This is a genomic window from Sphingobacterium bambusae (assembly GCF_033955345.1).
In the GTDB taxonomy this organism is placed as follows: Bacteria; Bacteroidota; Bacteroidia; order Sphingobacteriales; family Sphingobacteriaceae; genus Sphingobacterium; species Sphingobacterium bambusae.
Map to the genome: position 1 here is coordinate 2455824 of NZ_CP138332.1, position 26100 is coordinate 2481923.

Here is a 26100-nt window from a genome sequence, read left to right on the forward strand (position 1 = left end):
TATACCCTTATTGCTCCGCTCTCAAACCGGTTACAAAACTGAATTTGTTTTGCTTTTGGTTACGTAGGGTTTCAATAATTAGATTAACAGTTGGATACTTCTCTTCTGCATCAGCTTTGATTGCAACTTTCATCGGTCCTGGATCAACGAAATCCTTCTCTCCTTCGCGTGAACGGTTGTATTCAATTGTTGCTTTACGAGCTTCCTGAACCCAAGAGTACAACTCATTCGACGCGGTCTCTGTACTATCTACAGGGATACCTGGTTGAATGCCTTCTTTACGTTGCTCATTGGCTAGAGAAAGTAATTGACGTAAATTTTTGATTGGCACACCGAACTCATCCAGTTGCTTGAACTTCTCGTAATCTTCCGCAGAAAAGTTTACACCATATTTCTGCGACATATTTTTCAACGTGATCTCGCGGACAGTTGGGTTCTTAACACCGAAGAAGATCTTGCCACTTGCGACCGAGATAACACCTAAGTTATCATCAGGAAGCTTATCGGGCGTAGTCGACTGTGGAGTATCCACAACCAACACTTCTGGCTGGCGAGCCGTTGCCGTTAGTACGAAGAATGTAAGAAGCAAGAACGAGACGTCACACATCGCCGTCATGTCGATGGAGGTACTGGCTCTTTTTACTTTTGCTTTACCCATTTTTCTTTACTTCTTTAATTAACAATTCTTATTCCTTTTCTTGATGATGATCTTTCCACACAAATTCCATAAAAGAATTTGAAAAAAATCATTTTTTCTTATTTGTGGTTCGCCGCGTACGTTTGTACGATAGAGAAACCAGCCTCATCGATAGAATAAGTTAAGTTGTCAATTTTAGCTGTCAAGATGTTGTACATGATGATCGCAAATGTAGAAGTAGCGATACCTGTTGCTGTGTTAATCAAGGCTTCAGAGATACCATTCGCCAATTTTGCTGAATCTGGAGCACCACCTGTTGCAAGTGCCGAGAAGGCCTTGATCATACCTGTTACCGTACCCAATAGACCTGTCAACGTACCGATAGAAACCAACGTAGCAATTACGTTCATGTTTTTCTCCAACATAGGCATTTCCAATGCTGTTGTTTCTTCGATTTCTTTTTGGATAGCTACAACTGATTTTTCTGCATCTAAACCTGTGTTAGCCGATACGTCTTTGTATTTCAATAAACCAGCTTTAACAACGTTTGCAACAGAACCTTTTTGTTTGTCACACTCAGCAATAGCTGAATCGATGTTACCGCCATTGATTAAAGATTGAATTTTTCTAACGAAGTTACCTACGTTACCTGTTCCAGCTGCTCTGCTGATAACCAAGAAACGCTCGATAGAGAATACCCATACCATCAAGAATAAACCGATCAAGACAGGTACAATTACACCAGCGTGGTAAACCATACCCAAGTAGTTTCCTGGTTTCGGTTGGTTTTCAGGATTATCTTCAAGGAAATTTGACGGGCTACCCATTACATATGCCCAAACAACGTAACCGATGATGAAACAAATGATGATTGCTAAACTCGCAAATAAATTACCTGAATTTCCGCCTTCTGTCTTAGCAGGAGTAGTAGTTTTTGGTGCGTTTGCCATTTTTTTACTAATTTTTAGATTTTTACTGTTGTTTAATATTAATGTTTAATTCAATTTGTGCAATTTATTGCCACCTATCTTGCCTTTAAGCAAAACAAATATACCATTTTGTGTTAAAAATAAAATTTTCTCTGCATTAATTTATACATCTTTCAATGGGCTCCATATTAGATAGACCACCAGCGGGTTCCTTTCCTTCCTAATTAGGTCATCGCCTCATGCTTTAACGCCGTTTAGGGCGATATATTTTACAATGAAAACTATTTTTTTTGGTTTATGCAAATTAAAAAATCATTAACTCCCAAAAATAAGTAAGTGTTCACTCATCGAAAAACAAAGCCACTGAATGTTCTAACATGTTCCAACTAATGTCAAAATATGCCGGTATGTCGTCAGGGAAGCGTCATATTTGGTTTATGCAACCGATTGTAAGTGTTTATCCGCCAACCAATTTCACCGAATAACCTTCTGCACGAAGCAAATCAAAAATCTTATTTTTAAAATCCCCTTGAATTATTATAATTCCATCTTTGGCTGATCCACCCACACCACATTTCTGTTTAAGAAGCTTAGCTAAATCATTTAAGTCATCATCCCTTCCAACAAATCCATCCACAATTGTAACAACTTTTCCCTTTCTAGCCTTTTTATCCAAGGAAACTTTCAAACGTTGCTGGTTCGACGGTAGGGTATCTTGCTCAACAGCGGAATCGGATTCCGTATAGTCGAAGTCGCTCGCTGTGGAATAGACAATACCTTCAAATCGTTGCTTTTTTTGCTTTGCCATGCTTAACAGATAATTTTTAAAGATTTATGTTTTATGGTAATATCAAGTGTGGTTCCCATTTCTACCGGCTCGCCATCCACGTGTACCGGTCCTTTCTCATCCCGAACAATACGAATAGATTTACCCGGCAGTATTTCCACGTAATCGGATTGATCTGCGCTTTTTGTAAAAAGGTGGAATACCATTTTAGGCAAGAGGTACAGGGGAAACTTCTGAACAACGCAAACATCCAAGATACCATCCGTAATGGAGGCCTGTGGGGCGATATAGGCATTATTTCCATATTGCGGCGAATTTGCCACACTAATCATAAAAGCTTCCTTTTGATACTTCTTGCCATCAATAATCAAGGTATACGTGCTGGGCTTAAAATTGCTCAGCACATTTACAGCCGAGCGCAAGTAGCCTATTGGTCCCCGAATATTCTCTGTCGCGAAATGATCACTTACTGAGGCATCAAAGCCCAAACCGGCGATATTGAAAAAATGACGACCGTTGATCTCCCCCGTATCCACTTCCACGGTTTCAAACCTGTTGATCCGTCGGATGGCTGCCGACTCATTTAAGGGAATACCAAGATACAAGGCCAAGCCGTTTCCAGATCCTTCCGGGATAATGCCCAAGGGCATGTCTGTGCCCATGATCGCAGACCCCAGCTCGTTGATCGTACCATCACCCCCCACTGCAACCACCGCATCATAGCCTTCCTCAATTGCCGCCTTTCCCAATTCAAATGCATGATTGGCGTGGTCGGTAATCTTAAAGGTAGGGTCAAATTTTTCCAGATCAAGGACTTCCAGTATCTGTTTATTAAAGGCCGTCTTTTTCTTACCTCCAGATATCGGGTTAACCACAAACAAAATCCGCTTTCGTTTACGCATGTTCTACATTCGATTTTAAGGTGATAAAGATAAAGATTTGCAAGCATCAATTCATCGTCAGGCCGATTAAAATAACCATAAAAAACTACCCAATTAACATCGACCACAAGCTTTAGGAGGCGTGATGCACAGCAAGATGTGGCACAGCTTTTACAAAACATTTTCTTTTTCAGCTTTCTTTATCAAGGAAAGGTTTGTATTTTTGTCTACGAAAAAAATGTGGACTGATTTGCGTAAGATACCCTGCCGGATATCTTGGGAGATTGCAACCACAGTAAAAAAGTGCTAAAACCAACAATTCCGTTTTTCCACTTACGTTGCACGTCTCTTCCAACGCGATCTTAAAAAACGCTCAATGGCATATTTATTTACTTCAGAGTCGGTGTCAGAAGGGCACCCAGACAAAATTGCAGATCAAATTTCTGACGCTTTGATCGATAATTTTTTGGCGTGGGATGAAGATTCCCGCGTAGCTATAGAAACACTGGTAACCACAGGACAAGTGGTGCTGGCGGGTGAAGTGAAATCGAAAATCTACTTAGACGTACAGAAAATAGCACGATCTGTTATTCAAAAAATTGGTTATACAAAATCGGAATACATGTTCGAAGCCAATTCTTGTGGCGTGTTGTCGGCCATACATGAACAGTCGGCAGAGATCAACCAAGGCGTTGATAGAAAAACAAAGCAGGATCAAGGCGCTGGTGACCAGGGCATCATGTTTGGTTATGCGAACAACGAGACAGAAAACTATATGCCTTTGGCATTGGATTTAGCACACCGTTTGCTGTTTGAACTCGCCGTTTTACGCCGCGAAAATGCAGATATCACCTACCTTCGCCCCGATGCGAAATCACAGGTTACATTGGAATATAGTGATGATCATAAACCACTACGCATAGACACCATTGTTATTTCAACACAGCATGACGATTTTGCTCCTGAAGCAGCGATGCTCGAAAAGATAACACAGGATGTAAAAAACATTTTGGTACCTAGAGTAAAAGCACAGCTGAAACCAGAACTTCAAGCGCTGTTCAACGACGACATCAAGTTCCACGTGAACCCCACTGGAAAGTTCGTTATTGGCGGACCACATGGTGACACCGGACTCACTGGACGCAAGATCATTGTCGATACCTACGGCGGCAAAGGTGCTCACGGTGGTGGAGCTTTTTCAGGAAAGGATCCTTCGAAGGTTGACCGTTCAGCAGCCTACGCAACGCGCCATATTGCCAAGAATCTCGTTGCCGCAGGCGTTGCAGATGAAATCTTGGTACAGATTTCTTACGCTATCGGCGTGAAGGATCCTATGGGAATCTATGTAAACACCTACGGAACAAGCAAGGTAGGTCTGAGTGATGGCGAGATTTCCAGCAAGATTGCTACAATCTTCGATATGACACCTTATGGTATAGAAACACGCCTTGGATTGCGCAACCCGATTTATTCGGAAACCGCAGCCTATGGTCATATGGGCAGAACACCACAAACCGTGAGTAAAACCTTCGAAAGCTCAACAGGCGAAACGAAAACCGTCGAGGTAGAACTATTTACTTGGGAAAAACTAGACTACGTGGATAAAATAAAACAAGCATTCTCGCTTTAATACGACGCGTACCACCATAAAAAAATCCCGTTTCAGATGAAACGGGATTTTTTTATGGTATAACTTTATGCCTTTTCCTAAATATCAAAGTAATCCTCTAGCTTTAATCTCCAAGTATTTGTTGATGGCATTTATGGTCAAATCTTCCGGTGCCGTATAGATTGTCTGTATCCCTTGTCGATGCAACTCCTGAATCACCAATCCTTTATCGTATACAAACTTCTCGGCAATAATTTGATTATAAACATCAATCACTCGGGGTCCGCTTTCTTTGGACATAGCGACTAGCTCGGTATTTTTAAACACCACCACTACCAATATATGCGTTTTCGCTAGCATGCGTAGGTAGGGCATCTGCCTTGCCAAAGCGTCCGTTGTTTCAAAATTGCTGTACAACATCAACAGCGAACGTTTGTTGATATGCCGGTTGCAGAAAGCATAGAGGTTTCCAAATTCCGATTCCTTAAAATCTGTCTCAATACCATACAGTTTGTCTGATATCAGCCGCATCTGATTATTCCGCTTTTCGGCAGGAATATGGTTGCCGATTTCGTTTGAAAAAGTCAACATTCCTGCCCTATCCTGTTTAAGAATCGCCGCGTTGGAGAGCACTAAAGTCGAGTTAATGGCATAATCCAACAAGGTTAGTCCTTTGAATGGCATGCGCATCACTCTTCCGGTATCGATAATCGAGTAGATAGGCTGTGATTTTTCCTCTTGGTATTGGTTGATCAACAACTTCTGATGTTTAGCTGTAGCCTTCCAGTTGAGATGCCGAAATTCATCGCCCCTCACATATTCACGAATATGATCGAACTCCAAGGTAGCCCCAATCTTTCTTACACGTTTTACGCCAAGTTCTACCAAACGATCGGTCGTTGCCAGCAACTGATATTTACGCATCTGGATAAATGAGGGATAGCAGGGAATACTTTGTGGTTCTTGTAGCGAAAACTTACGCGCGAAAAACCCCAAATGTTGCACCAAGGCATGGCAGCGATTAAAGGTGTATAGGCCTCGACTGGTAGGCCTAATATTATAAAGCACACGTTTCTCTTGTCGAGGTTTCAATGGAAAAGCGAAATCGACCTCCCGCAGCTGCAATTGTTCTGGAAATTCTTCCAACAGACGCAGGCCTATTTTCACAGGATAATAGCTCTGCACTATAATCGACAATTCATTTTCGTCTCCATTCGATAGCTTTTCCGGATAGTCTCTTATCAGGGCTACTTTCCCTTTTCCGACAAATAGCACGGCAATATCCCACATGCAAAAAGCAAGGAATAGCCAAAACAGCACACTTACCGGCAGCAGTAAAACTCTTATAAAAAAGGCCAGCACGAAGCAAGTGGCAAGGAAAAGGATGCCATAAAAAAAACGGTTCGTCAGGTATAAGCTCCGAAGAAATTGCATTATCGAGGAATTTCTATAGCATCCACAATTTGTTTAATGATAAAATCACTGGTGAAGCCTTCCATCTCCTTCTCCGGAGTTAATAACACCCGGTGCCCAAGGATATTAGGTGCCACATACTTGACATCATCCGGCGTTATAAAATCTCGCCCCTGCAGCGCTGCGCTAGCCTTGGAAGCTTCCAACAATGCTATCGATGCACGAGGGGAAGCCCCAAGACTCAAATTTGGATTCGAACGGGTATTAAAAATCACCTGCACGATATAGGCAAATACATCTTCATGTACATACAATTGCTTCACCAGCTCTTGGAAGCCTATGAGCTCCGCGATACCGACGACGGGCTGCACCAAATCCTCTTTATCGCCTGTTTTCTGGGCATGATGCTCCCGCAGGATTTCCATTTCCTCTTCCAAAGCCGGATAGCCGACATTGATTTTGAAAAGAAATCGATCGAGCTGTGCCTCCGGTAATCGATAGGTGCCTTCGTGCTCAATCGGGTTTTGCGTGGCAAAGACAACAAAAGGTCGCGGCACCGGATAGGTCGTCCCATCGACGGTCACTTGCCGTTCAGACATACATTCAAAAAGCGAAGACTGTGTCTTGGCCGGCGCTCGGTTTATTTCATCAATCAAGACGATATGCCCAAAGATAGGACCTTGCAAAAATTGAAATTCATTGCTCTTAAGATCGAGGATAGAAGATCCCGTCACGTCGGATGGCATAAGATCGGGTGTAAACTGTATACGCTTAAAGTCGCCCTGCACGCTCTTAGCGATCAGTTTTGCCGTTAACGTTTTTGCGACACCTGGCATCCCCTCGATCAAGGAATGCCCGCCAGCTAATATAGCGATGAGTAACTTTCGAATAACATCGTCTTGCCCCACAATAACTTTCTTCACCTCCGATTTCACGGCATCCATCTTTTCCTGCAACACACTTAAGTCGATCCTATTCTCGAAATTAGGCTCATATTTACTTGCTAGTTCACTCATAATATATTGGCTTTACTTTTAAATTCTTCAATTTGTTTATGTACCTCCATAAGTTCGCTATCTGTGGAGTAGGTAATCTTCCGATATTTGTTTACCAAGGCCACAATTCGTTCGCAATCGGCACGTGGAACACCAGTTTTCTTCGACAACTGTTCTGCAAATCCGGCATCTTCCAACTGCAGCGTATCAATAAAGAACTTCGTGCGCAGATCGTATAGAAAGTATTCTATTTTCTTTTGCAAGAGATTGCTGTCGTTACCGTTTTCGTAATACAAGGTCGCAATGGTTCTCGCAAACTCCTTTGACAGATTTTTCTCGGCCTCGACAACAGGAACAGCCATCTGCTCCCGCTTGCTTCTGAACAGCAAAAGCAGCAACAGCCCGAAGAGCAACAAGTACCACGCTTGTCGAAGACCTTCATTTTGGAGCAATACCCGCAAAGGCGTCCTCGCGATCTCTTTACTTTGAAACAATGCATCATACCAAAAAACACGCTTGCGCGCTATCAGTTTTAATGCCGCGGCGCCGTACAAAAAGTTTTGTTCTTGCAGCATGTAGTAGTTTGTAAACATAAGAGGCTCCAAATGAATTAAAAAGCGTCCCTTTTTACGCCGCACTTCCACAAAATTGGGCAGTTGACGTCCCCCCGCCTCAAAATATCCGGCCGAGCGCACGCCAGTAGAATCTATCCCGTAAAATAGTCCAGGGTATTCCAAGTCCTTGTAAAAAGCCTGTCGCCCATTGCTCAACGCGAACACCCTAGCATTTAGGTCAACGGTTTCGCCAAAATCCTGTGGGTAATAATAATCTTGACTTAAGCCCAAACTATCCAATAAAACGGGAGGTAGACTATTTGATGAAATAAAGACCTCACCTCCTCTTTCGACAAACGCCAGAAGCTCAGCAATAGATTCCTTCCCTTCATAAAACTGGTCTACGACGAAAATAAGACTGGCATTTTCCTTACCCGGCAGAAATCGTTTCAGATCATCATAATTTGTAGATGTGAAATCCTTCACCTCACTGCTATCTGCCAGGATATGCGGCAGTTCGGTGCGTGTAAAATATAGTCCAAACGGTATTTTATCCCGTTGATCGTAACTTCGCGACCAGTCAATCTGACTATCTTTGGTGAGATCGATGAAGACAATTGCCAGCAAGGTGACAATCAGCAGCGCAATACCTAATTTTCCAGTCCCCTTCATGCCCATTTCGATTGAAAGTTTAAGAAATAACCCGAAAATGATGCGTATTGTGCAGCATCCATGGCCACATTACCATACCATACACGATTAAGAATAGTCACGTTCCCGGCAAATTCCTTTTTCAAGGTCTCATCCTGCAATTCATCAATAAGCTCCACATGTGACTTGGAATGTTTCCAATCTATCCAGCCTTTTTTTGCCAACAGCTGTATGTTAAGCAGGTTGAGGTAACGGATCGCCCTCACAAAGTCTTGCTCTTTCTCGGCTTGCGCAATATAGCCGGCCAAATCGACGTCCATCAGGTTTCTTTCGACGAACTTGATCTCATCGCCTTCTTCACGTTCCTCCTCGCTAGGGCTCAACCAACGTTGTCTTGAAACAATGATACGATAGACAATCCACACCAATACAGCCACGGCCAATAACGCTAATATCTTATATACAAAATCGGAAAATTCAAAATAATTGATGTCAGGAAATAGTCCTTCTAGCCAGCGGCCAATTCTATCGAATATCTTCTTGAACAACCCAATCTGCTGTTCGCGTACCTGATCATAATCAAACTCCTCTCCTTGATAGTCTTTAGAAAGTCGATGGAACGTCGCTGTATCAACTACAGGAATATCCGTTAATTGAGGTACGTGATCGTAGTATCCTTCTTCCAAAAAGTCGTCTACCGGCGCCTCTGCTACTTCCGGCAGGCTATCGGGCAGGATTTTTGGCGAAATAGAATCCTGTGCCAGCGAGAAAAAGGGCAGAAGCATGAACAATGCTATTGGAAAGAATCTAAAGCTCATTAGCCGGCCCTCCCAAGCGATCAATCTTTTCATAAATATTCTCGCCGTATTCTATTTCTTTGATGGTCTCGTAAATAATGCCGTAAACTAGCACAGAAAACATATAATATACAATGTAAAGTAGCACAATGAGGGTCGCGCCGAAGGAAACCAACATTCTACCAAAGATGCTATCAAAAAAGGTGTTGTCAAAACCGATGGTGTTATAGGCAATAATCCCTAAGATCAAGGTCGGCATCAAGGACAGCATCATCAAGAGCACTTGAAAAACAAAACTGACCACATAAGAAGATACGCTATAATCGATCATTTTCTTGCGAAGCATGGAAAATGTCTTCTGCAAGCTTCCACCCGCATCCACATAGTCTTCCCTGTACAACAAGAATGCACAAAAAAACCAAACGCCAACGAATGTTCCTAAAATACCCATTGCGAAACTGCCTACTAAGGGAATAAATGCCAAAATAAGCATCGCCACAGCGATAGGAATGATGAGGATAAACATCGCCACTATCGCGACAACTAAAAACGTCAGATATTTGCTTAGATGCTGTACGAACGATTGCCATACGTCCCGCGAACTAAAATCGGTATTCCTATTATTTTTAAGCAAGATGAAATACTCGATTGCCAAACCAAAGAACACCATACTCACCAACATCAATCCGAAAAAGGCAGATATCGCGATTCCTATGATATCGAGCGATTCCGAGAAATCCTGTGTCGTACTTAAGTTAATCCGTGTGGTACCGTAATAAATCAACACCAACATGCAACATAGCGGGATAACGGCTAACTTAAATATCGTTTGGAAAAAATGCCGCAGCACCAAGCGCAATAGGTTAATGAAATCTTGGACAATTTCGCCAAGTTTTCGTTCTTTTCGAAATTCAAAGTCTATTTCCATCCGTAAATCTTGGCCATTTTATAGGGACGAATCACATAGAAGTAGAGAACCGCCACGAAAGAAACCGTTATGATCAGCGCACACATCCAAATGGAAACTTGGTAATGCCGCGTGACGAAGCCTTCCAAAAAACCAGCGAGCACAAAAAAGGGAACCGTACTGACCAACACCTTGGCAGCTGTTCTAATACGTCGCTTAAAGGATTCTATCCGTGTATACGATCTTGGAAAAAGGATACTATTACCAATAGCAAGACCACAGCCCCCGGCGATCACAATAACAGAAAGCTCAATGGCACCATGTATCCAAATGGCTGACATCGCCTCACCCATTACGCCATGTTGATAGAACATGTAGTGAAATGCGCCGACCATAATACCATTGTTGAACAGGATATACCCCGCTCCTACACTGTAAAATATGCCGAAAGCAAATCCCAAAAAAGCTACGCGAACATTATTAATGGTGATGGCCAAGGCTGATCCCATTTCACTGCCTCCGGCATAAACCCCCGCCGGATTGCCACTTTCAATATTCTTGATGCTCATATCTACATAGTGGTCTCCAAGAATAAGTCGGACAAAATCGAGATCGTAATAGGCAGATACGAAACCGATGGCAATGGAAAAACAAAAGATAAGTAAAGCGTAGAACAACGGACGCCTCAACTCCCAAATAGCCTCGGGTATCTCCCGCTGAAAAAAAATCTTGATCTGGTTCTCGGACGATTTTTGGTCGCGATAAAGCTGCTGGTGCGCTAGGATCGCCAGTTCATTTAGGTAGTCTTTCGTTTTGGAATGCGGGTAGAATGTCTGCGCATAAGCGAGGTCGTTGGTCAATTCCATATAGTTAGCGGCCAATAGATCCGGCTCTACATTCATTTTATTACGCAAATTGCCCTCGATCAAGACCCACTTCTCCTTATTCCTATCAATAAAGGATGCTTCTCTCATCTGTTAAGTATGTAACCTCGATACCAAACTTAACGAAATTTGACCGCAATTGCAATTATATTCTTATTGAAAAAAAAGCAACCGAATCAATAGAACCGGCTGATTACTGCAGGCCTATAAATCGTTGAAAATAGCACCAATGCATAACCCCGCGGTCCTACAATAAATGCACAATAAAAGATCTTTGTCGTTGAATAATTGTAGGCGTCAAAACTATTTCGTAAATTTCGCTAGTAAGAGACCACAATGAACAGATTGTTGATAAACACACCGCAAAACGTAAAGTTCGAGTACAAACTCGCTTCTTTGGGCTCCAGAATTATTGCATTTGCTATCGACTACTTTATTATTGTTTGCTATGCTTTACTGATCTTTTTCTTCCTGAGCCAGATCGGCCTGTTCAATGCGTCGGATAATTGGTTGATGATGGGGGTATACATGCTTTTTCTTCTACCAGCGTTCTTCTATCCATTTTTAATGGAAACCTTTTTTAATGGACAAACGGTCGGAAAGCTCATCATGAAAATAAAAGTTGTCAAGGTTGACGGCACGCGAGCCAATATCTATCAATATTTTGTACGTTGGGTATGCACAATCGTCGATATTTTTCTGTGCGTCGGCGCGCTGGGGATCAGCAGCATCATAGCCACCCGCAATGCACAACGGATTGGAGACATCGCCGCCGATACGGCAGTGATCAGCACCAAGCAGGATATGTTTATTCAACAAACCCTATTTGCGGAGATTACCCAAGAACACCATGTTACCTTTCCGCAGGTATTGCAGCTCTCGGATGAAGATGCCAACATTATCAAAGAGGTGTATAGGAAAGGATATGAGCGTAAAGACTACAATATTATCCTTGCCTTAAGCAATAAACTGGTCGAATTGCTGGACGTGAAGCCACAGATGCGCCCTGAAGAGTTTATCGATATCGTTATAAAAGACTACTACTACACTTTTCGCGATAGGTAATCGCTGAAATTAATCTGCTATTTGAAGGTCCACTCGACGTAATTGATATTCTTACTATCGGCAAGATACTTCCGTTCATAATAGGTCTTGATCGCCAGCACATCATCGACTAGATTAGATTTATAAAGATCGGTGGTTTCTCTTTTCTTTTGCAATTTAAGCCCTTCAATCTGTTCGAGGGTATACGCATAAAAGCCATCATTATCCGTTTTCAGATGCATAATCCCAGCATCGGATAGCAAAGTCTTATATTTTTCCAAGAATTTTGGGTGTGTCAACCGCTTTTTTTCGCGACTAATCTGGGGTTGCGGATCGGGAAAAGTAATCCAAATTTCGTCAATCTCTCCTGCGGCAAAGTATTCTAAAATTGTTTCGATCTGAATGCGTAGAAAGCCTACATTCGTTATTCCTTCTTCCAGTGCAGTTTTGGCACCACGCCAAATTCGGTTTCCTTTGTAGTCAACGCCAATAAAATTTTTCTCCGGGAAGAGCTTCGCTAGATTAACCGTGTACTCCCCTTTTCCACAGGCCAATTCTAAGATCACTGGTTGCTCATTCTTAAAGAACGTGTTAGCCCATTTCCCCTTAAATGCTTGTCCAGCTTCCAATTGTACAACGTTTGCAAAGGTCGCCACCTCCGCAAATTTCCTTAACTTGTCCTTACCCATTTTTTGATGTTTTGTGGGCAAAAATAACCTTATATTTGCAGTATTCAATAGATTGATGTGGAAAAAGACGCTAAAATATTTGTAGCTGGTCACCGCGGAATGGTGGGATCAGCAATTGTTCGGACACTGGAGAAAGCCGGTTACCGCCATATTATCAAACGCACGTCGAAGGAACTGGATCTCCGCGACCAACAGGCTGTATCTTCATTTTTCGAAGAACAACGCCCGGATTATGTTTTCTTGGCAGCAGCAAAAGTTGGTGGCATCGTCGCCAATAATACCTACCGTGCGGATTTCATTTATGAAAACATCGCTATCCAGACCAATGTCATCCATCAGTCCTATGTAAATAAGGTTAAAAAATTGCTGTTCCTCGGCTCTAGTTGTATCTACCCTAAATTAGCTCCACAACCACTAAAAGAGGACTACCTGCTCACTGGATTATTAGAACCAACAAACGAGCCCTATGCCATTGCAAAAATTGCTGGAATAAAGATGTGCGAAGCGTATCGCACACAATACGGCTGCGATTTCATATCCGCTATGCCGACAAACCTCTATGGTATAAATGATAATTACCATCCCGAAAATTCACATGTTCTCCCGGCACTTATTCGGCGATTCCATGAAGCAAAAATACAAGGTGCGGAAAGCGTTACAATTTGGGGAACGGGAAGCCCGTTAAGGGAGTTTTTGTATGCAGACGACCTAGGCGAAGCATGCCTTTTCCTAATGGAGGCCTACAGTCAAGATCAATTTATTAATATCGGTGTCGGCGAGGATCTTAGCATAGGATCATTAGCGTTACTGATCAAGGAAATTGTGGGATTTGAGGGAGCGATTTTATTCGATTCCAGCAAACCTGATGGCACGCCACGTAAACTCATGGATGTCACAAAAATCAGAGAATTGGGCTGGAAGCATAAGGTTTCACTAGCTGAAGGCATTAAATTGGCTTATGCCGATTATATAGCGAAGCATACAAATTAGTATGTTTCGCTATTTGTAGGGAGCCCAAAATCGGGGCTTTCATCTTCCACAACAAACCCAGCAGGAAGGTCTTTTTTCTTCTTTTTCTTTCCACCTTTCGGTTTGATAAAATTCGTGATCTTACCGATAATAGAACTTATTTTACTTTGATTAACCTGTCCCACAGCTGTTTCAGAAGCCAACAAAACGACCGCTTTTTTTAGCCAGCCTGCATTACGGAGCAAGGTCGAGTTCAATACTAAAGGGGTTCCAATTTGCAAAACATTCGTTAACCAATCCGCGTCTTTACCTTTCATGGCCTTTCCGATGTTGTTTGCTACGCCTTTCACAATGCCGGCTCCCGGAACAACCGATGTGATATTTTTCACAAAGCGTATCGGAGCCTCTATTTTGTTTTTTAATAGGCTATATTGATCCAATAAATAAGCTTCCTGCTCCCGCTTTCGCACATTAACACGTGCGATCTCAGCTTTCAGCTCTTCTAGATTATTTATTTTTTGTGAACTCTTCATGTATATTCGTTTTTACTTTCTCTTCAATTACATCATCGTCTTCATCGCCATCCCATTTGTTAGCCAATTTTCGGATTGTCACATTCATAAAAATAGACTCCAATTTCGGCTCGAAAGCGCGAATGAGCAACAAAATCACAAAAAATATTACGCCTGTAAGCAGAAAACCCAAAGCATTGCTGTGCAGCAACTCACCAAGAAAAAAACCGAGAGCCAACGAACAGAAGAAAACGATGAATAACGTAAGAATGACTTTGGAGACATCGAGCACCAACGATCCTGCAATGCGGGATCCCTTAGCCAGAGCGCGCAATTTTAATAATTTGATCTGCGTATCGACGTATTCCTTTCCTTTTTGGAACGTGCCACTAAATGAAAATTTTTCTTCTTCCATGAATCCCGTTTTGCGAAGGGTTACCAGCACCGATCTGTCTGCATGCAAACATTTCCAGCGCGAGCCATTCCCCCCTCTAAAAGTTAATTTTAAACGGGGCTACCTAAAGCAGCCCCTGCTATATTATGCATGCTCTTCGATCTCGTCGTCGATAATCGATTCCGTTTTAGCGACTTTCGATTTTACGACGGCAACTAATTTTTCTTTCAGATCTTGCAACTGATCCAGCTGCTCCTCAGCACGTTCTTTTATCGCATCACCAAGGTCTGCCAATGAGTCTTGGATCTTGTCTCTTGTTTCCGATCCCTTATCGGGCGCAAACAATAGACCCAATACTGCACCAGCTGCTAAGCCTGCTAACAACGCTGTAACTATTTTACCGTTTTCGTTCATAAGATTTGTCTTTTAATAATACTAAAGTTATACAGACGATATATGTTTAACAAATGATCGTTCTAATCGTTTTAAAAATACAAAACTATTTTGGCCTATAACGACCAACATATCGATTAACAACAAAAATCTATCCAAACTTCAGCATGTCAGTTCGATGGAATTTGATTTTACTTTCTTAATCTTTATCTTTAAAGCAACCATTTGTAAATCAATATGCTCGTCAAAACATTTAGCAGTGCCGTCCATGGCATCGAGGCTACTTCCATCACCGTTGAGGTACACATTTCTACCGGTACTAAGTATTATATTGTCGGTTTACCGGATAACGCCATCAAAGAAAGTTGGCAACGCATTGAGAGTGCAATCGCGACGATTGGCTTTCGTATGCCACGGCAAAAGATTGTTGTCAATTTGGCACCAGCAGATATTCGCAAGGAAGGATCTGCATACGACCTATCTATGGCCATCGGGATTTTGGCGGCCTCCAATCAAATGTCTGCACATCTCCTCAGCGACTACCTGATCCTGGGCGAGCTCTCGCTAGATGGCGACATACAACCCATCAAGGGAGCGCTTCCCGTTGCCATCCAAGCCGAAAAAGATGGCTTTAAAGGGGTGATTCTTCCTGAACTAAATGCTCGGGAGGCGGCTGCCGTTCAAAATCTACAGGTTCTACCAGTGAACAATCTACGTGAGATCGTAGCTTTCTTCAACGAGGAGGAGAAAATTGAACCGCTTAAGATCGATATTGAAAATGAATTCCTCCATCATATCAATAATTATGAAGTCGATTTTGCAGATGTGCGGGGGCAGGAAAATATAAAACGTGCTCTTGAAATCGCTGCCGCAGGAGGGCATAATGTCATCTTGATAGGTCCGCCAGGGGCGGGCAAAACCATGCTAGCCAAACGACTCCCTACCATCCTCCCTCCGCTTACACTATCCGAATCCTTGGAAACAACAAAAATACATTCGGTGGCAGGCCAATTGCATACGCAAGCCGCGCTCATGACCACGCGCCCCTTCCGCGCCCCACACCATACTATATCCGATGTGGCCCTGGTAGGTGGCGGTTCCTATCCACAGCCGGGAGAAATTTCCCTCGCCCACAATGGTGTTCTTTTTCTCGATGAGCTACCGGAATTCAAACGATCCGTCCTAGAGGTGATGCGTCAACCTTTGGAATCCCGTAACATTACCATTTCACGCGCGCGATTTTCTGTCGACTATCCCGCAAGCTTTATGCTTATCGCCGCCATGAACCCATGCCCATGTGGCTACTACAACCATCCGGAAAAAGAATGTATCTGTGGTAGCGCTGTGGTGCAACGTTACCTCAGCAAAATATCTGGGCCTCTACTAGATCGTATTGATTTACATGTGGAGGTTACGCCCGTTGAATTCAATGAACTGGCCGGCAAAAGCAGCTGTGAAAAGAGTATGTCGATTCGCAATCGTGTGATGCAGGCTAGAATGGTTCAGGAACAACGATTTGACCATGTCGACCACATACACTGCAATGCACAGATGAACAGCAAAGCGGTACGGGAGCTCTGTCAAATATCGGAAGAAGGCACGCTGCTACTGAAGAGGGCCATGGAAAAACTTGGTCTATCGGCGCGCGCTTACGACCGCATTCTTAAGGTGGCGCGTACCATTGCGGATATGGATCAATGTGCAGCTATTGAAAACCAGCATCTCGCCGAAGCGATACATTTTCGAAGCCTAGATCGGGAAAACTGGGCCGGTTGAGTTAAAAACGGCTCAAGAAATGACTAAACGCCCAAGGGTAGGCCAACAAGGTTAATACAACTCCGGTCAAGGCACCGAAAAGATGTGCATCGTGGTTAATACCATCAGCGGATTTCTTGGCTGCCCATATGCTGTATCCTACAAAAAGAACAGCGAAGAGATATGCAGGCATCGGAATGATCATAAAAACCCCCAATTCAACCTTCGGCTCAAAAAGAATAAAACTGAATAAAACCGCACAAATTGAGCCCGAGGCACCCAAACTATAATAGCCCGGATTATTCTTTTGTTGTATAATGGTGGGAATATCGCTCAGAACCATACTCACCAAATAGAGCAGTGCGAAGTACAGATGACCTAGAGGACCGCTGAACTGCACAAACATTTCTTCGAGGGGGAAGCCAAAATAATAGAACGTCACCATATTGAATAGGAGGTGCATCCAATCCTTGTGGATAAGTCCACTGCTTAGCACCATATAGTAGCGAGATCTGTCGCGAAATATACTATAGGGGTGAAGCATCAACTTCCCGTACCATTGCGGATTTGAAAAAACAAAAATACTGCAGGCCAATGTCAAAACAAAGATTATAGAGGCTACAGGTGTGTTATAGAGATTTTGAATCATATCTATCTTTTAAAAACGGTCTTCTAGCAAAAAAACGTATAAAGCCTTCGTCCCATGCGAACCGACAACTGTCGTATTTTCAATGGCATTGGAACGACTCGGCCCCGTTACGAGCGTAATCATCGAGGGTTGTTGATCTGCATATTTTTCTTGTATCCGCCGTAGACCATGTTTAATATCCATGACTAACTGGGAGGTCTTTGCCACCACAATATGTATCGGAGGGTAGGAAGAAAGTCGCCGTCCGGAAGCTTCAGCATTGCTGATTAGTACACTACCACTTCGAGCAACAAGCGCTTCGCAGCTCGTTATTCCTGCCTCGGCATCCAGGAATTGATGTGCTGTGGTGTACACCGGAAAACCATACTGTTCCAACAGTTGTTGGATACCTGATTCCCAAGCAAATATCTTTTTGAGTTCTAGGGTCTCGGCTAGCAGAATTAGATTCTCAATGAGGCTAATTTCTCCGTCGCAATACACGAAATGACCACCGACCTGTGTTAGCTCACGGGCGAACGTAACATCTAAAGGTTCCTCTTCATCTTTGTAAAGCGGCGAATCCTCGAAATCGGCGTAGGGATTATCTCTTTTCTGAAGCAAAGCCTGACGAATCCTCTTCAACATCCGCTCTTTGGCCGTCGTATTTCTAATATTCATCTTTATCTCCGAAAACGTAGTCCCTAATTAAAAAAACTTCCCCCGCCACTGGCGAAGGAAGTAATATCTATATGCGCAAAAGGATATTAACCTTTGAAGTCGTTTTTATCCGCGCTATTTACATCACTGTTACCGCTATCAGGAGGTAAGTCCAGGGGCAGATCCGTTTGTGGAACACCGCCTCCATCAGCGCCTCCATTGACGAATTCATCGTAGGTAGTACGGTTATCGAAAGGGCGCTTGCCCAAGATCTCTTCTAGATCCGTTTGGAACAAAATCTCCTTCTCGAGCAATTTTTCCGCAATCTTGATTAAGCCGTCTTGCTTTTCAAGTAACAACTGTTTTGTACGTTCGTATACCGCGGCGATCAAAATGCGCACTTCCTCATCAATCAACTCTGCAGTTTGATCGGAGTAAGGTTTCTGAAACTGCGAATCGCCAGAACTATCGCGGAATGACACATTACCGACCTTATCATTCATACCGTACACGGCGGTCATGGCATAAGCCAATTTAGTAATACGTTCCAAATCGTTCTGTGCTCCTGTACTGATGCGTCCAAAGGTGATGTCTTCGGCAACGCGACCACCCATGGTCATAGACATACTATCCAACAGTTGCTCTGTTGTGTAAAGGAACTGCTCCTTTGGAAGATATTGTGCATAGCCCAACGCTGCGACACCGCGCGGCACAATGGATACTTTAACCAAAGGATCGGCATATTCCAAAAACCAGCCTGCGATAGCATGTCCCGCCTCATGGTAGGCCACGATTTTTTTCTCGTCCGGAGAGATAATTTTGTTTTTCTTCTCCAAACCGCCAATAACACGATCGATCGCATCCTGAAAGTCCTGCATGTCAATCGCCTTTTTGTTTTTGCGTGCAGCAATAAGCGCAGCTTCGTTACAGACGTTCGCAATTTCCGCTCCCGCGAAACCAGGTGTCTGTGCCGATAATTTCTTGGCATCCACTTCTTCGGATAGTTTTAACGGCTTAAGGTGCACGTTAAAAATATGCTCACGACCTAAAAGATCGGGTTTATCAATGGAAATCTGTCTATCAAAACGTCCCGGACGTAACAACGCTGAATCTAACACATCCAACCTATTGGTTGCGGCTAATATAATAACGCCTAAGTTAGTCCCAAAACCATCCATCTCGACGAGCAGTTGGTTTAACGTATTTTCACGCTCGTCATTTCCCCCCATAATCGAGTTCTTGCCACGCGCACGACCGATAGCGTCGATCTCATCAATAAAGATAATACATGGCGCCTTTTCCTTTGCCTGTTTGAACAAATCGCGTACACGAGACGCACCGACACCGACAAACATCTCTACGAAATCCGATCCGGATAGGGAGAAAAATGGCACTTGTGCTTCACCTGCAACAGCTTTGGCCAATAAGGTCTTTCCAGTACCCGGAGGGCCTACTAACAACGCTCCTTTTGGAATTTTACCACCTAGATCTGTATATTTCTTAGGATTTTTCAAGAAGTCTACAATCTCCATGACCTCCGTCTTAGCCTCCTCTAAACCGGCCACATCATTAAACGTGATATTGATCTGCGATTCCTTATCAAATAATTGCGCCTTTGATTTGCCAATATTAAAAATAGCACCGCCACCACTTCCGGCACCACCGCCCATGCGACGCATAAGCAACATCCAAATGGCAACGATGATCAACAGCGGAAGCATGAACGAAATAAACCAACCGGCCCAAGGGTTTGATCGGTCCTCGTAGCTAACCGTTATTTTCGTTTGCCCTGTTTGCACGCTATCCTGCGATGCCTGCAACTTCTTGTCCAAAATTTCGGCAGATGGTTCGGTAAAAACATATTGCGGCCCTACCGAAGGACTGAGCAAAAGCGAGTTGGCATTAGGCGCTACCTCTTTATATTTTTCTTCACTTAATTTATCCTTTTTGATATATACTTCGACGTCAATCAAATCGTTATTTTTGAAAGCAACGAGCTTTTCCACATCACCGGGACGAAGCATTTTCTCTTCAAACTCGGCATACGTGATTTTTTTTGTAGACTCGCTACTAAAAAAATACTGTAGCCCGAAGAAACCAAGGATAATCAATATCCATAGCCACATCATATTAAACTTCGGCGGAACAGGTGTCACTTTCTTACTTGGGATTTTCTTCATTATAATCTGTTATGTCTTTCCTTCTTTGTTAAATTTTTCAAGCACTTTGGTAGGACTGCACCTGCGCATCACCCCATAGGTCTTCTATGCCATAATGGCTTCTTTTTTCGGTTTTGAAGATATGCACGACCACGTCGACGAAGTCAAGAAGAATCCATTCGCCATTTCCATGCCCTTCTTTGTGCCATGGCTCTTGTCCAAAAGCCTTGTAAACTTCTTCTTCCACACTTTTTGCAATGGCGTTAACCTGTATCGTGGAGTCAGCATGGCAAATCACAAAATAATCTGACAGGGTTGCATTAACCGTTCGCATGTCCATCCGCACGATCTCGTGTGCCTTCTTCTCCTGCATGCCCAAGACTACCACCTCTGCGAGCTTGCCCGACAATTGTGTTTTCGTACTTTTACTCATTAAAAAACATTAGTTTTGAACAATATTTACGCTTTTAAATATTCTCTCTTGCAAAATAACACATTTTCCCGACTTTCCCTGAGACAAAATTTAATTGTTCTGGATGAGTTATCGTCTACCAACGATTATTTGAAAGAACTTTTGTCAAATATTAAGCCACTTACCGAAGGTACTGCCATTATGGCAAGGTACCAAACAAAAGGCAGGGGCCAACGCGGGAGCACTTGGCTTACCACGAAAGACGAGAACCTCACCTTCAGCTTTCTGCTTTACCCTGATAACCTCGCTGTGGAAGAAACGTTTCGTTTAAATATGCTTATTTGTTTAGGCATACAAGAGGCCTTGGCGCAATACCACATCAAGGCCACCGTCAAATGGCCCAACGACATCTATGTACAGGACAAGAAGATTGGTGGACTATTGATTGAAAATAAACTGAAAGGAGGCTTGATACGCTCTTCTATTATAGGGATCGGCCTCAACGTTAACCAGCAATCTTTCCCGGCAGCCATTGCACACAAGGCGACTTCCCTACTCTTGGAAACGCAAGCAGAAACCCCGTTCCTCATCGAAGAGTTTTGCGTCAACATACTGCATGACATTATGCTGTACTATCAAAAACATACCGCACAAGACACAGCAGAGATCCTCTCGGCATACAACAATGGATTGTACAGAAAGGGCATTGCGGCCAAGTTCTTAGTTCAAGGACAAGAACAAATAGGATGCATAGCAGGAGCCAATGCGCAGGGGAAACTTGCGGTATACATGGGAGAACAGTTTGTGCATTTTGATCTCAAGGAAATCAGCTTTATAATATAACCGTAAATTTACGGGCTGTTGCCGATTGCCCTATATTCTTTTACCAAATGTTTCTTAGCTTTGTTTAAACTTTAGAATAAATTTTAAGTCCATCATAGAAAGTAGGATTAATAGATGAAAAAATTAAGCTTAGTAGTTGTTGCCGTATTATTTACGGTTTTTGGCGCGGTTGCGCAGATTTATAACCCTGTAAAATGGTCCGTTGCATCAAAGAAATTAAATAGCAAGGAGGCTGTTGTTTTTGTTAAAGCCACTATTCAAGAAGGCTGGCACATTTATGGTTTAAACGTTCCTGACGGAGGACCGATTTCGACGAGTTTCCAGTTTACGGCGTCCAATGACTATGCTTTAAATGGAAAAGTTGCGGCGCCCACGCCACAGTCGAAATATGAGAAAGATTTTAAGATGAACGTTCCATTCTATGCAAAAGAGGTAACGTTTCAGCAAAAGGTTAAATTAAATAAGAATCAGACGACCGTAAAAGGTGTAGTGGAATTTATGGCTTGTGATAAGAGCCAATGTCTTCCACCCGATGAATATGCGTTTAACGTCACAATTAAGTAGTATTTGTGCAGATAAGAAGTATAAAAGGCAGTTTGTTTACTGCCTTTTTTTTATTTTAGCACCTTATCAATTTCAGGCATGCGTTTATTAACAAAGTACGTTGTACTTTTACAACTATTAACATACTCCTTTCTTCCTACAGCGTTCGCTCAACAGGACAGCCTTATATCCTTAGAAAACGTGGAGTTTGTCGACGGAAGCACGGCGACAGACACGAGCTCATCAAGCACAGATAGCGACAGCTTGCTCAGCGTCCCGGAAGACCTAGTTTTCAGCGATGGCGCTACCGACAGCTTAAGCCAAGATAGTGTTTCTACAACAAATACAGCTTTGCAGGGAGGAGAAAACCAAGAAAAGCAGTCCCTTTGGGGTATTTTTATTGCCGGCCTGATTGGTGGTTTTGCTGCTTTCATCATGCCCTGCATCTTCCCGATGGTACCTCTTACCGTTAGTTTCTTCACTAAGCGATCTGGCTCTCGCAGCAAGGGTATTTCGCAGGCTTTGCTCTACGGACTGTTCATCATCGTGATCTATGTAGCCTTGGGCATGTTCATTTCCATCACCTTTGGTAGCGACGCACTCAATGAGTTCTCCACCAATGGGGTATTCAATTTTATATTCTTTTTGGTGCTGCTGCTGTTTGCCGCTTCATTTTTTGGCGCTTTCGAGCTTACGCTGCCCAGCAGCTTTGTCAACAAGATCGACGCCAAGTCGGATCAGGGCGGATTGACCGGACTGTTTTTCATGGCCTTCAGTTTGGCTTTGGTATCGTTTTCCTGCACAGGTCCCATCATCGGTACGCTGCTTGTTGATGCCGCATCCAAAGGCGAACGCATGGGGCCAGCCATTGGTATGCTCGGATTCTCCGTTGCATTGTCTTTGCCGTTTGTGTTGTTCGCTATGTTTCCTTCCATGCTGAAGTCCTTGCCCAAATCTGGCGGATGGCTTAACAGTGTGAAGGTCGTGTTGGGCTTCCTCGAGTTGGCCTTGGCACTCAAATTTCTGTCCAATGTCGACCTCGCCTACCATTGGAACTGGCTGGATCGGGAAGTATTTTTGGCACTTTGGATCGTTATCTTCGGCATGATGGGGCTGTACTTGATCGGCAAGATCAGCTTTGCGCATGATAGCCCGGTCACGCATCTTTCCGTACCACGTACGATTTTTGCTATTGTGGTCTTTTCCTTTGTGGTGTATATGGTTCCCGGTATGTGGGGAGCACCGTTGAAATCGATCTCCGCGTTTCTTCCGCCATCAGCCACGCAGGATTTTGACCTTTCGGTTGCCAATTTCGCCGCCGCAACGCCAGCCCATGCCGACGGGAAGACCAAGAAGTACTATGAGATTTTCCATGAGCGCGGAACACCCAAGGGATTCGAGCCTTATTATGACTACGAAGAGGGCCTCGCAGCGGCTAAAGAACTGGGCAAACCGGCGCTGATCGATTTTACCGGTTGGAACTGCGTTAATTGTCGTAAGATGGAAAATAGTGTATGGATCGATCCACAAATTGCTTCGATATTAAAGACTGAATTTGTGATGATCGAGCTCTTTGTTGACGACCGGACGGAATTAACGCCCGAAGAACAATTTGTGTCAACATACTCCGGCAAGAAAATCAATACGATAGGCAAGAAGAATAGTGATTTTCAGGCGGCAACATTCAATAGCAATTCCCAACCGCTCTATGTTATCGTAGACAACGACGGAAAGGTATTGCTTCCACCCACAGGTGCCAACTATGATGTTGCAGCCTATAAGGCCTATCTACAGCAAGGAATCGACCTATTTAAAAAGAAATAAGATACAATCAATCTATAACATGAAAACGATAAAAAACATTGCAGTTTTAACCTCTGGCGGTGACGCTCCAGGAATGAATGCTGCCATTCGAGCGGTAGTAAGAGCGGGTATCTATAATGGACTTCATGTATTTGGTGTACGCAGAGGATATGATGGCCTCGTGCAAGGCGATATGTTTGCCATGGATGCAAAGTCTGTTGCCAACATTATTCAACGTGGGGGGACGGTTCTGAAAACCGCAAGAAGCGACGAATTCAGAACCTACGAGGGGCGAAAACAAGCCTTTGAAAATATCAAAAAGCTAGACATTGATGCGCTTGTCGTTATCGGTGGTGACGGTACATTCACTGGTGCCTCGAAATTCATTGAGGAGTTTGACATTCCTATCATCGGTATCCCCGGCACCATTGACAATGACCTTGCAGGAACAGATTTTACCATCGGCTATGATACGGCGATCAACACCGTTGTTGATGCCGTTGACAAAATACGTGACACCGCGGAATCACACGACAGGCTTTTCGTTGTGGAGGTGATGGGTCGCGATTCGGGATTGATCGCGTTACGTTCCGGTATCAGTACCGGAGCCGAAGCCGTCTTGATTCCAGAGTTGCAGGTGGACTATGACGCTATTATGAAACGATTGGATAAAACACGGAAGAACAAATCGTCACGCATCATTATTGTCGCTGAAGGCGATAAAGAAGGAGGACTTGTGGTAGCCGAGCGTATACAAGAAAACTTCCCACACTATGATGTCCGCCTATCCATTTTGGGCCATATCCAACGCGGTGGCAAGCCGACATGTATGGACCGTGTGCTGGCAAGCCGCTTGGGTGTTGCTTCCGTGGAAGCATTAATCGAGGGGCGCCGCGGAGAAATGGCCGGATTGATCTGCGGTCAAGTTCAATTTACACCTTTCAGCAAAGCCATCAAGCACATCGATAAGATCAACGAGAATTTAACGAGAATCGTGGAGATCCTATCCCTGTAACCAATAGGCGCAAAAGCATAAAAAAACCGGCGGTCGTTTATAGATGGCCGGTTTTTTTATGCCTGAAATTGCTTATTTCAGTACCTCTTGTAGTTTTTCCTCTAGTGCAGGCCCGCGCAAATTCGAACCAATGATCTTTCCTTCCGGATCAATTAGATAATTTTGCGGAATTCCTTTAATCGCGTAAAGTTCAACCACCGGCGACTGCCAAAATTGTAAATCAGAGACCTGAGGCCATTGACCAAGTTCGTCATCCGCTATAGCCTTCATCCAATCATCTTTCTTACCGGGACGATCGAGCGACACACCTAAAACCGTAAAATTCTTATCTTTGAATTTATTAAATGCAGCCACAACATTCGGGTTTTCGTGGCGGCATGGACCACACCAGCTTGCCCAAAAATCGATCAACACATATTTACCACGTAAAGACGATAAGGCTAGATTGGTACCTGTTGTATCAGGCAAGGTGAAATCTGGCGCCAAGGCACCTACAGATAATTTTTCCATAGAGGCTATTTTTTCTCCCAAACGTTTACCCAAAGAAGTCGTTTTCAAGCTAGCAGCTAAACCTTCGAAAGCAGGCTTTACAAAGGACGTTACATTATCTGGCGAAGCCAATTCGTCGAGAATGGTTAATGCCACGTAGCTGTTTGGGTTTGATTTGACAAACTCTTGATTCAAGGCTTCCTGCTTCTCATAAATAACAGACGCTTTATCTTGCAGCGTTTGGATAAAAGCTTCATCTTGCTTTTTATCATCCGGTGCAGCCTCGTACTCGGCATTCAATGCCTCAAATCCTTGTTCAATCTCTTTTATAGAAGTACGATATCGAGCAAAGTCGTCATTTATCGCATTTCCTTTTGCTATAGCCGATTCAAATTCCGCACCCTCCAGCTTAATTACGCCTTTAGAAAGGTAAACCGTATTCATCGGCGGACGCTCGCCGCTTTCACGCAGCTGCGACATCGTTTTACCATCGGCAGACAGGAATAAGCGTGCCTGTGTAGGCTCCGCCACCGTTCCTTGGTATTTGAAAGCACCATCTGTAATAGAAGCTGAATCGATCACACCTTGACCATTATCCTGGTATTGGATAAACACTTTTGCTCCCGCTGCAGTCTTCCCTATCTTTCCATTCAACGTGAACTCTTCCTGTGCAAAGAGCAAAGCCGGAGCCATACCCAAAGACATCAATATTCCTTTTTTCATTGTATATTTTTATTTATGTAATTGACCT

Annotated in this window: 27 protein-coding genes; 8 read left to right on the forward strand and 19 right to left on the reverse strand. The window is 43.5% G+C overall.

The annotated features are described in order from the left end of the window. Window positions 1-7 precede the first annotated feature (7 nt). From SCB77_RS10175 to SCB77_RS10190, 4 genes are all read right to left on the reverse strand, one after another. Complete coding sequence (locus SCB77_RS10175; protein ID WP_320186327.1) at window positions 8-658, reverse strand: ExbD/TolR family protein; 651 nt, start codon at window positions 656-658, stop codon at window positions 8-10. A 98-nt stretch (window positions 659-756) separates the two neighbouring features. Beyond that, window positions 757-1587 (reverse strand): MotA/TolQ/ExbB proton channel family protein, encoded by an 831-nt coding sequence (locus SCB77_RS10180; protein ID WP_320186328.1) that lies wholly within the window; start codon window positions 1585-1587, stop codon window positions 757-759. 436 nt (window positions 1588-2023) lie between these two features. After that, window positions 2024-2374, reverse strand: a complete 351-nt coding sequence (locus SCB77_RS10185; protein ID WP_320186329.1) for a translation initiation factor — start codon at window positions 2372-2374, stop codon at window positions 2024-2026. Window positions 2375-2376: 2 nt separating this feature from the next. Next, the gene (locus SCB77_RS10190; RefSeq protein ID WP_320186330.1) at window positions 2377-3255 is read right to left on the reverse strand and encodes a diacylglycerol/lipid kinase family protein; all 879 of its coding nucleotides are present in this window, start codon (window positions 3253-3255) and stop codon (window positions 2377-2379) included. A gap of 355 nt (window positions 3256-3610) precedes the next feature. Between SCB77_RS10190 and metK the strand changes: the two genes are divergently transcribed. Continuing rightward, window positions 3611-4864: a methionine adenosyltransferase gene (gene metK / locus SCB77_RS10195; protein WP_320186331.1), complete on the forward strand. Its 1254-nt coding sequence runs from the start codon at window positions 3611-3613 to the stop codon at window positions 4862-4864. A gap of 84 nt (window positions 4865-4948) precedes the next feature. On the opposite strand, the gene SCB77_RS10200 is transcribed toward metK, so the two are convergent. The 6 genes from SCB77_RS10200 to SCB77_RS10225 form a co-directional block, all read right to left on the reverse strand. Next, on the reverse strand, window positions 4949-6133 hold the full coding sequence (locus tag SCB77_RS10200; RefSeq protein WP_320186332.1) for a DUF58 domain-containing protein: 1185 nt from the start codon (window positions 6131-6133) through the stop codon (window positions 4949-4951). A 143-nt stretch (window positions 6134-6276) separates the two neighbouring features. Next, window positions 6277-7272 (reverse strand): AAA family ATPase, encoded by a 996-nt coding sequence (locus tag SCB77_RS10205; protein ID WP_320186333.1) that lies wholly within the window; start codon window positions 7270-7272, stop codon window positions 6277-6279. Beyond that, window positions 7269-8477 (reverse strand): DUF4350 domain-containing protein, encoded by a 1209-nt coding sequence (locus tag SCB77_RS10210; protein ID WP_320186334.1) that lies wholly within the window; start codon window positions 8475-8477, stop codon window positions 7269-7271. The genes SCB77_RS10205 and SCB77_RS10210 overlap by 4 nt, the downstream gene beginning before the upstream one ends. Then, window positions 8474-9307, reverse strand: coding sequence for a hypothetical protein (locus tag SCB77_RS10215; protein WP_320186335.1), 834 nt, complete (start codon window positions 9305-9307; stop codon window positions 8474-8476). The genes SCB77_RS10210 and SCB77_RS10215 overlap by 4 nt, the downstream gene beginning before the upstream one ends. Continuing rightward, window positions 9264-10181: an ABC transporter permease gene (locus SCB77_RS10220; protein ID WP_320186336.1), complete on the reverse strand. Its 918-nt coding sequence runs from the start codon at window positions 10179-10181 to the stop codon at window positions 9264-9266. The genes SCB77_RS10215 and SCB77_RS10220 overlap by 44 nt, the downstream gene beginning before the upstream one ends. After that, window positions 10172-11134: a stage II sporulation protein M gene (locus tag SCB77_RS10225; protein WP_320186337.1), complete on the reverse strand. Its 963-nt coding sequence runs from the start codon at window positions 11132-11134 to the stop codon at window positions 10172-10174. The genes SCB77_RS10220 and SCB77_RS10225 overlap by 10 nt, the downstream gene beginning before the upstream one ends. 246 nt (window positions 11135-11380) lie before the next feature. On the opposite strand from SCB77_RS10225, the gene SCB77_RS10230 reads away from it, so the two are divergent. Next, the gene (locus tag SCB77_RS10230) at window positions 11381-12109 is read left to right on the forward strand and encodes an RDD family protein (protein WP_320186338.1); all 729 of its coding nucleotides are present in this window, start codon (window positions 11381-11383) and stop codon (window positions 12107-12109) included. A gap of 17 nt (window positions 12110-12126) precedes the next feature. Here SCB77_RS10230 and trmB read toward each other — a convergent pair whose 3' ends face one another. After that, on the reverse strand, window positions 12127-12777 hold the full coding sequence (trmB, locus tag SCB77_RS10235; RefSeq protein WP_320186339.1) for a tRNA (guanosine(46)-N7)-methyltransferase TrmB: 651 nt from the start codon (window positions 12775-12777) through the stop codon (window positions 12127-12129). 57 nt (window positions 12778-12834) lie between these two features. On the opposite strand from trmB, the gene fcl reads away from it, so the two are divergent. After that, window positions 12835-13767, forward strand: coding sequence for a GDP-L-fucose synthase (fcl, locus tag SCB77_RS10240; RefSeq protein ID WP_320186340.1), 933 nt, complete (start codon window positions 12835-12837; stop codon window positions 13765-13767). Here the strand turns inward: fcl and SCB77_RS10245 are convergent. The 3 genes from SCB77_RS10245 to SCB77_RS10255 all read right to left on the reverse strand — a co-directional run bounded on the left by SCB77_RS10245 (window position 13764) and on the right by SCB77_RS10255 (window position 15066). After that, complete coding sequence (locus SCB77_RS10245) at window positions 13764-14279, reverse strand: hypothetical protein (protein ID WP_320186341.1); 516 nt, start codon at window positions 14277-14279, stop codon at window positions 13764-13766. The genes fcl and SCB77_RS10245 overlap by 4 nt on opposite strands. Further along, complete coding sequence (locus SCB77_RS10250) at window positions 14254-14673, reverse strand: phage holin family protein (protein ID WP_320186342.1); 420 nt, start codon at window positions 14671-14673, stop codon at window positions 14254-14256. The genes SCB77_RS10245 and SCB77_RS10250 overlap by 26 nt, the downstream gene beginning before the upstream one ends. Window positions 14674-14796: 123 nt before the next feature. Next, window positions 14797-15066, reverse strand: a complete 270-nt coding sequence (locus SCB77_RS10255; RefSeq protein WP_320186343.1) for a YtxH domain-containing protein — start codon at window positions 15064-15066, stop codon at window positions 14797-14799. A 216-nt stretch (window positions 15067-15282) separates the two neighbouring features. On the opposite strand from SCB77_RS10255, the gene SCB77_RS10260 reads away from it, so the two are divergent. Beyond that, the gene (locus SCB77_RS10260) at window positions 15283-16821 is read left to right on the forward strand and encodes a YifB family Mg chelatase-like AAA ATPase (protein ID WP_320186344.1); all 1539 of its coding nucleotides are present in this window, start codon (window positions 15283-15285) and stop codon (window positions 16819-16821) included. A 1-nt stretch (window position 16822) separates the two neighbouring features. On the opposite strand, the gene SCB77_RS10265 is transcribed toward SCB77_RS10260, so the two are convergent. The 4 genes from SCB77_RS10265 to rsfS all read right to left on the reverse strand — a co-directional run bounded on the left by SCB77_RS10265 (window position 16823) and on the right by rsfS (window position 20677). Further along, entirely contained in the window at window positions 16823-17449 is a 627-nt protein-coding gene (locus SCB77_RS10265; protein ID WP_320186345.1) for a rhomboid family intramembrane serine protease, read from the reverse strand. Between the two features lie 9 nt (window positions 17450-17458). Beyond that, entirely contained in the window at window positions 17459-18106 is a 648-nt protein-coding gene (locus SCB77_RS10270; protein WP_320186346.1) for a LutC/YkgG family protein, read from the reverse strand. A gap of 86 nt (window positions 18107-18192) precedes the next feature. Next, window positions 18193-20265 (reverse strand): ATP-dependent zinc metalloprotease FtsH, encoded by a 2073-nt coding sequence (gene ftsH, locus SCB77_RS10275; RefSeq protein WP_320186347.1) that lies wholly within the window; start codon window positions 20263-20265, stop codon window positions 18193-18195. A gap of 37 nt (window positions 20266-20302) precedes the next feature. Further along, on the reverse strand, window positions 20303-20677 hold the full coding sequence (rsfS, locus tag SCB77_RS10280; RefSeq protein ID WP_320186348.1) for a ribosome silencing factor: 375 nt from the start codon (window positions 20675-20677) through the stop codon (window positions 20303-20305). 48 nt (window positions 20678-20725) lie between these two features. Between rsfS and SCB77_RS10285 the strand changes: the two genes are divergently transcribed. From SCB77_RS10285 to pfkA, 4 genes are all read left to right on the forward strand, one after another. Then, window positions 20726-21499 carry a biotin--[acetyl-CoA-carboxylase] ligase gene (locus SCB77_RS10285; protein WP_320186349.1) on the forward strand — a complete coding sequence of 258 codons (774 nt, stop codon included), beginning with the start codon at window positions 20726-20728 and terminating at the stop codon, window positions 21497-21499. Window positions 21500-21613: 114 nt separating this feature from the next. Next, complete coding sequence (locus SCB77_RS10290; RefSeq protein ID WP_320186350.1) at window positions 21614-22063, forward strand: protein-disulfide reductase DsbD domain-containing protein; 450 nt, start codon at window positions 21614-21616, stop codon at window positions 22061-22063. A gap of 78 nt (window positions 22064-22141) precedes the next feature. Next, complete coding sequence (locus SCB77_RS10295; RefSeq protein ID WP_320186351.1) at window positions 22142-23866, forward strand: protein-disulfide reductase DsbD family protein; 1725 nt, start codon at window positions 22142-22144, stop codon at window positions 23864-23866. 19 nt (window positions 23867-23885) lie between these two features. Next, the gene (gene pfkA / locus SCB77_RS10300) at window positions 23886-24860 is read left to right on the forward strand and encodes a 6-phosphofructokinase (protein WP_320186352.1); all 975 of its coding nucleotides are present in this window, start codon (window positions 23886-23888) and stop codon (window positions 24858-24860) included. Between the two features lie 72 nt (window positions 24861-24932). Here the strand turns inward: pfkA and SCB77_RS10305 are convergent, their stop codons facing one another. After that, window positions 24933-26072, reverse strand: coding sequence for a TlpA disulfide reductase family protein (locus SCB77_RS10305; RefSeq protein WP_320186353.1), 1140 nt, complete (start codon window positions 26070-26072; stop codon window positions 24933-24935). Window positions 26073-26100 lie beyond the last annotated feature (28 nt).

Bases quoted from the DNA above. Each gene is read 5' to 3' on its own strand.
- SCB77_RS10175 (WP_320186327.1), bottom strand. From the start codon at position 658: ATGGGTAAAGCAAAAGTAAAAAGAGCCAGTACCTCCATCGACATGACG.
- SCB77_RS10220 (WP_320186336.1), bottom strand. From the start codon at position 10,181: ATGGAAATAGACTTTGAATTTCGAAAAGAACGAAAACTTGGCGAAATT.
- SCB77_RS10250 (WP_320186342.1), bottom strand. From the start codon at position 14,673: ATGGAAGAAGAAAAATTTTCATTTAGTGGCACGTTCCAAAAAGGAAAG.
- SCB77_RS10265 (WP_320186345.1), bottom strand. From the start codon at position 17,449: ATGATTCAAAATCTCTATAACACACCTGTAGCCTCTATAATCTTTGTT.
- SCB77_RS10245 (WP_320186341.1), bottom strand. From the start codon at position 14,279: ATGAAGAGTTCACAAAAAATAAATAATCTAGAAGAGCTGAAAGCTGAG.
- pfkA (WP_320186352.1), top strand. From the start codon at position 23,886: ATGAAAACGATAAAAAACATTGCAGTTTTAACCTCTGGCGGTGACGCT.
- SCB77_RS10260 (WP_320186344.1), top strand. From the start codon at position 15,283: ATGCTCGTCAAAACATTTAGCAGTGCCGTCCATGGCATCGAGGCTACT.
- SCB77_RS10225 (WP_320186337.1), bottom strand. From the start codon at position 11,134: ATGAGAGAAGCATCCTTTATTGATAGGAATAAGGAGAAGTGGGTCTTG.
- SCB77_RS10255 (WP_320186343.1), bottom strand. From the start codon at position 15,066: ATGAACGAAAACGGTAAAATAGTTACAGCGTTGTTAGCAGGCTTAGCA.
- rsfS (WP_320186348.1), bottom strand. From the start codon at position 20,677: ATGAGTAAAAGTACGAAAACACAATTGTCGGGCAAGCTCGCAGAGGTG.
- metK (WP_320186331.1), top strand. From the start codon at position 3,611: ATGGCATATTTATTTACTTCAGAGTCGGTGTCAGAAGGGCACCCAGAC.
- SCB77_RS10180 (WP_320186328.1), bottom strand. From the start codon at position 1,587: ATGGCAAACGCACCAAAAACTACTACTCCTGCTAAGACAGAAGGCGGA.
- SCB77_RS10190 (WP_320186330.1), bottom strand. From the start codon at position 3,255: ATGCGTAAACGAAAGCGGATTTTGTTTGTGGTTAACCCGATATCTGGA.
- SCB77_RS10270 (WP_320186346.1), bottom strand. From the start codon at position 18,106: ATGAATATTAGAAATACGACGGCCAAAGAGCGGATGTTGAAGAGGATT.
- SCB77_RS10230 (WP_320186338.1), top strand. From the start codon at position 11,381: ATGAACAGATTGTTGATAAACACACCGCAAAACGTAAAGTTCGAGTAC.
- ftsH (WP_320186347.1), bottom strand. From the start codon at position 20,265: ATGAAGAAAATCCCAAGTAAGAAAGTGACACCTGTTCCGCCGAAGTTT.
- trmB (WP_320186339.1), bottom strand. From the start codon at position 12,777: ATGGGTAAGGACAAGTTAAGGAAATTTGCGGAGGTGGCGACCTTTGCA.
- SCB77_RS10200 (WP_320186332.1), bottom strand. From the start codon at position 6,133: ATGTGGGATATTGCCGTGCTATTTGTCGGAAAAGGGAAAGTAGCCCTG.
- SCB77_RS10305 (WP_320186353.1), bottom strand. From the start codon at position 26,072: ATGAAAAAAGGAATATTGATGTCTTTGGGTATGGCTCCGGCTTTGCTC.
- SCB77_RS10215 (WP_320186335.1), bottom strand. From the start codon at position 9,307: ATGAAAAGATTGATCGCTTGGGAGGGCCGGCTAATGAGCTTTAGATTC.
- SCB77_RS10185 (WP_320186329.1), bottom strand. From the start codon at position 2,374: ATGGCAAAGCAAAAAAAGCAACGATTTGAAGGTATTGTCTATTCCACA.
- SCB77_RS10205 (WP_320186333.1), bottom strand. From the start codon at position 7,272: ATGAGTGAACTAGCAAGTAAATATGAGCCTAATTTCGAGAATAGGATC.
- SCB77_RS10210 (WP_320186334.1), bottom strand. From the start codon at position 8,477: ATGAAGGGGACTGGAAAATTAGGTATTGCGCTGCTGATTGTCACCTTG.
- SCB77_RS10295 (WP_320186351.1), top strand. From the start codon at position 22,142: ATGCGTTTATTAACAAAGTACGTTGTACTTTTACAACTATTAACATAC.
- SCB77_RS10290 (WP_320186350.1), top strand. From the start codon at position 21,614: ATGAAAAAATTAAGCTTAGTAGTTGTTGCCGTATTATTTACGGTTTTT.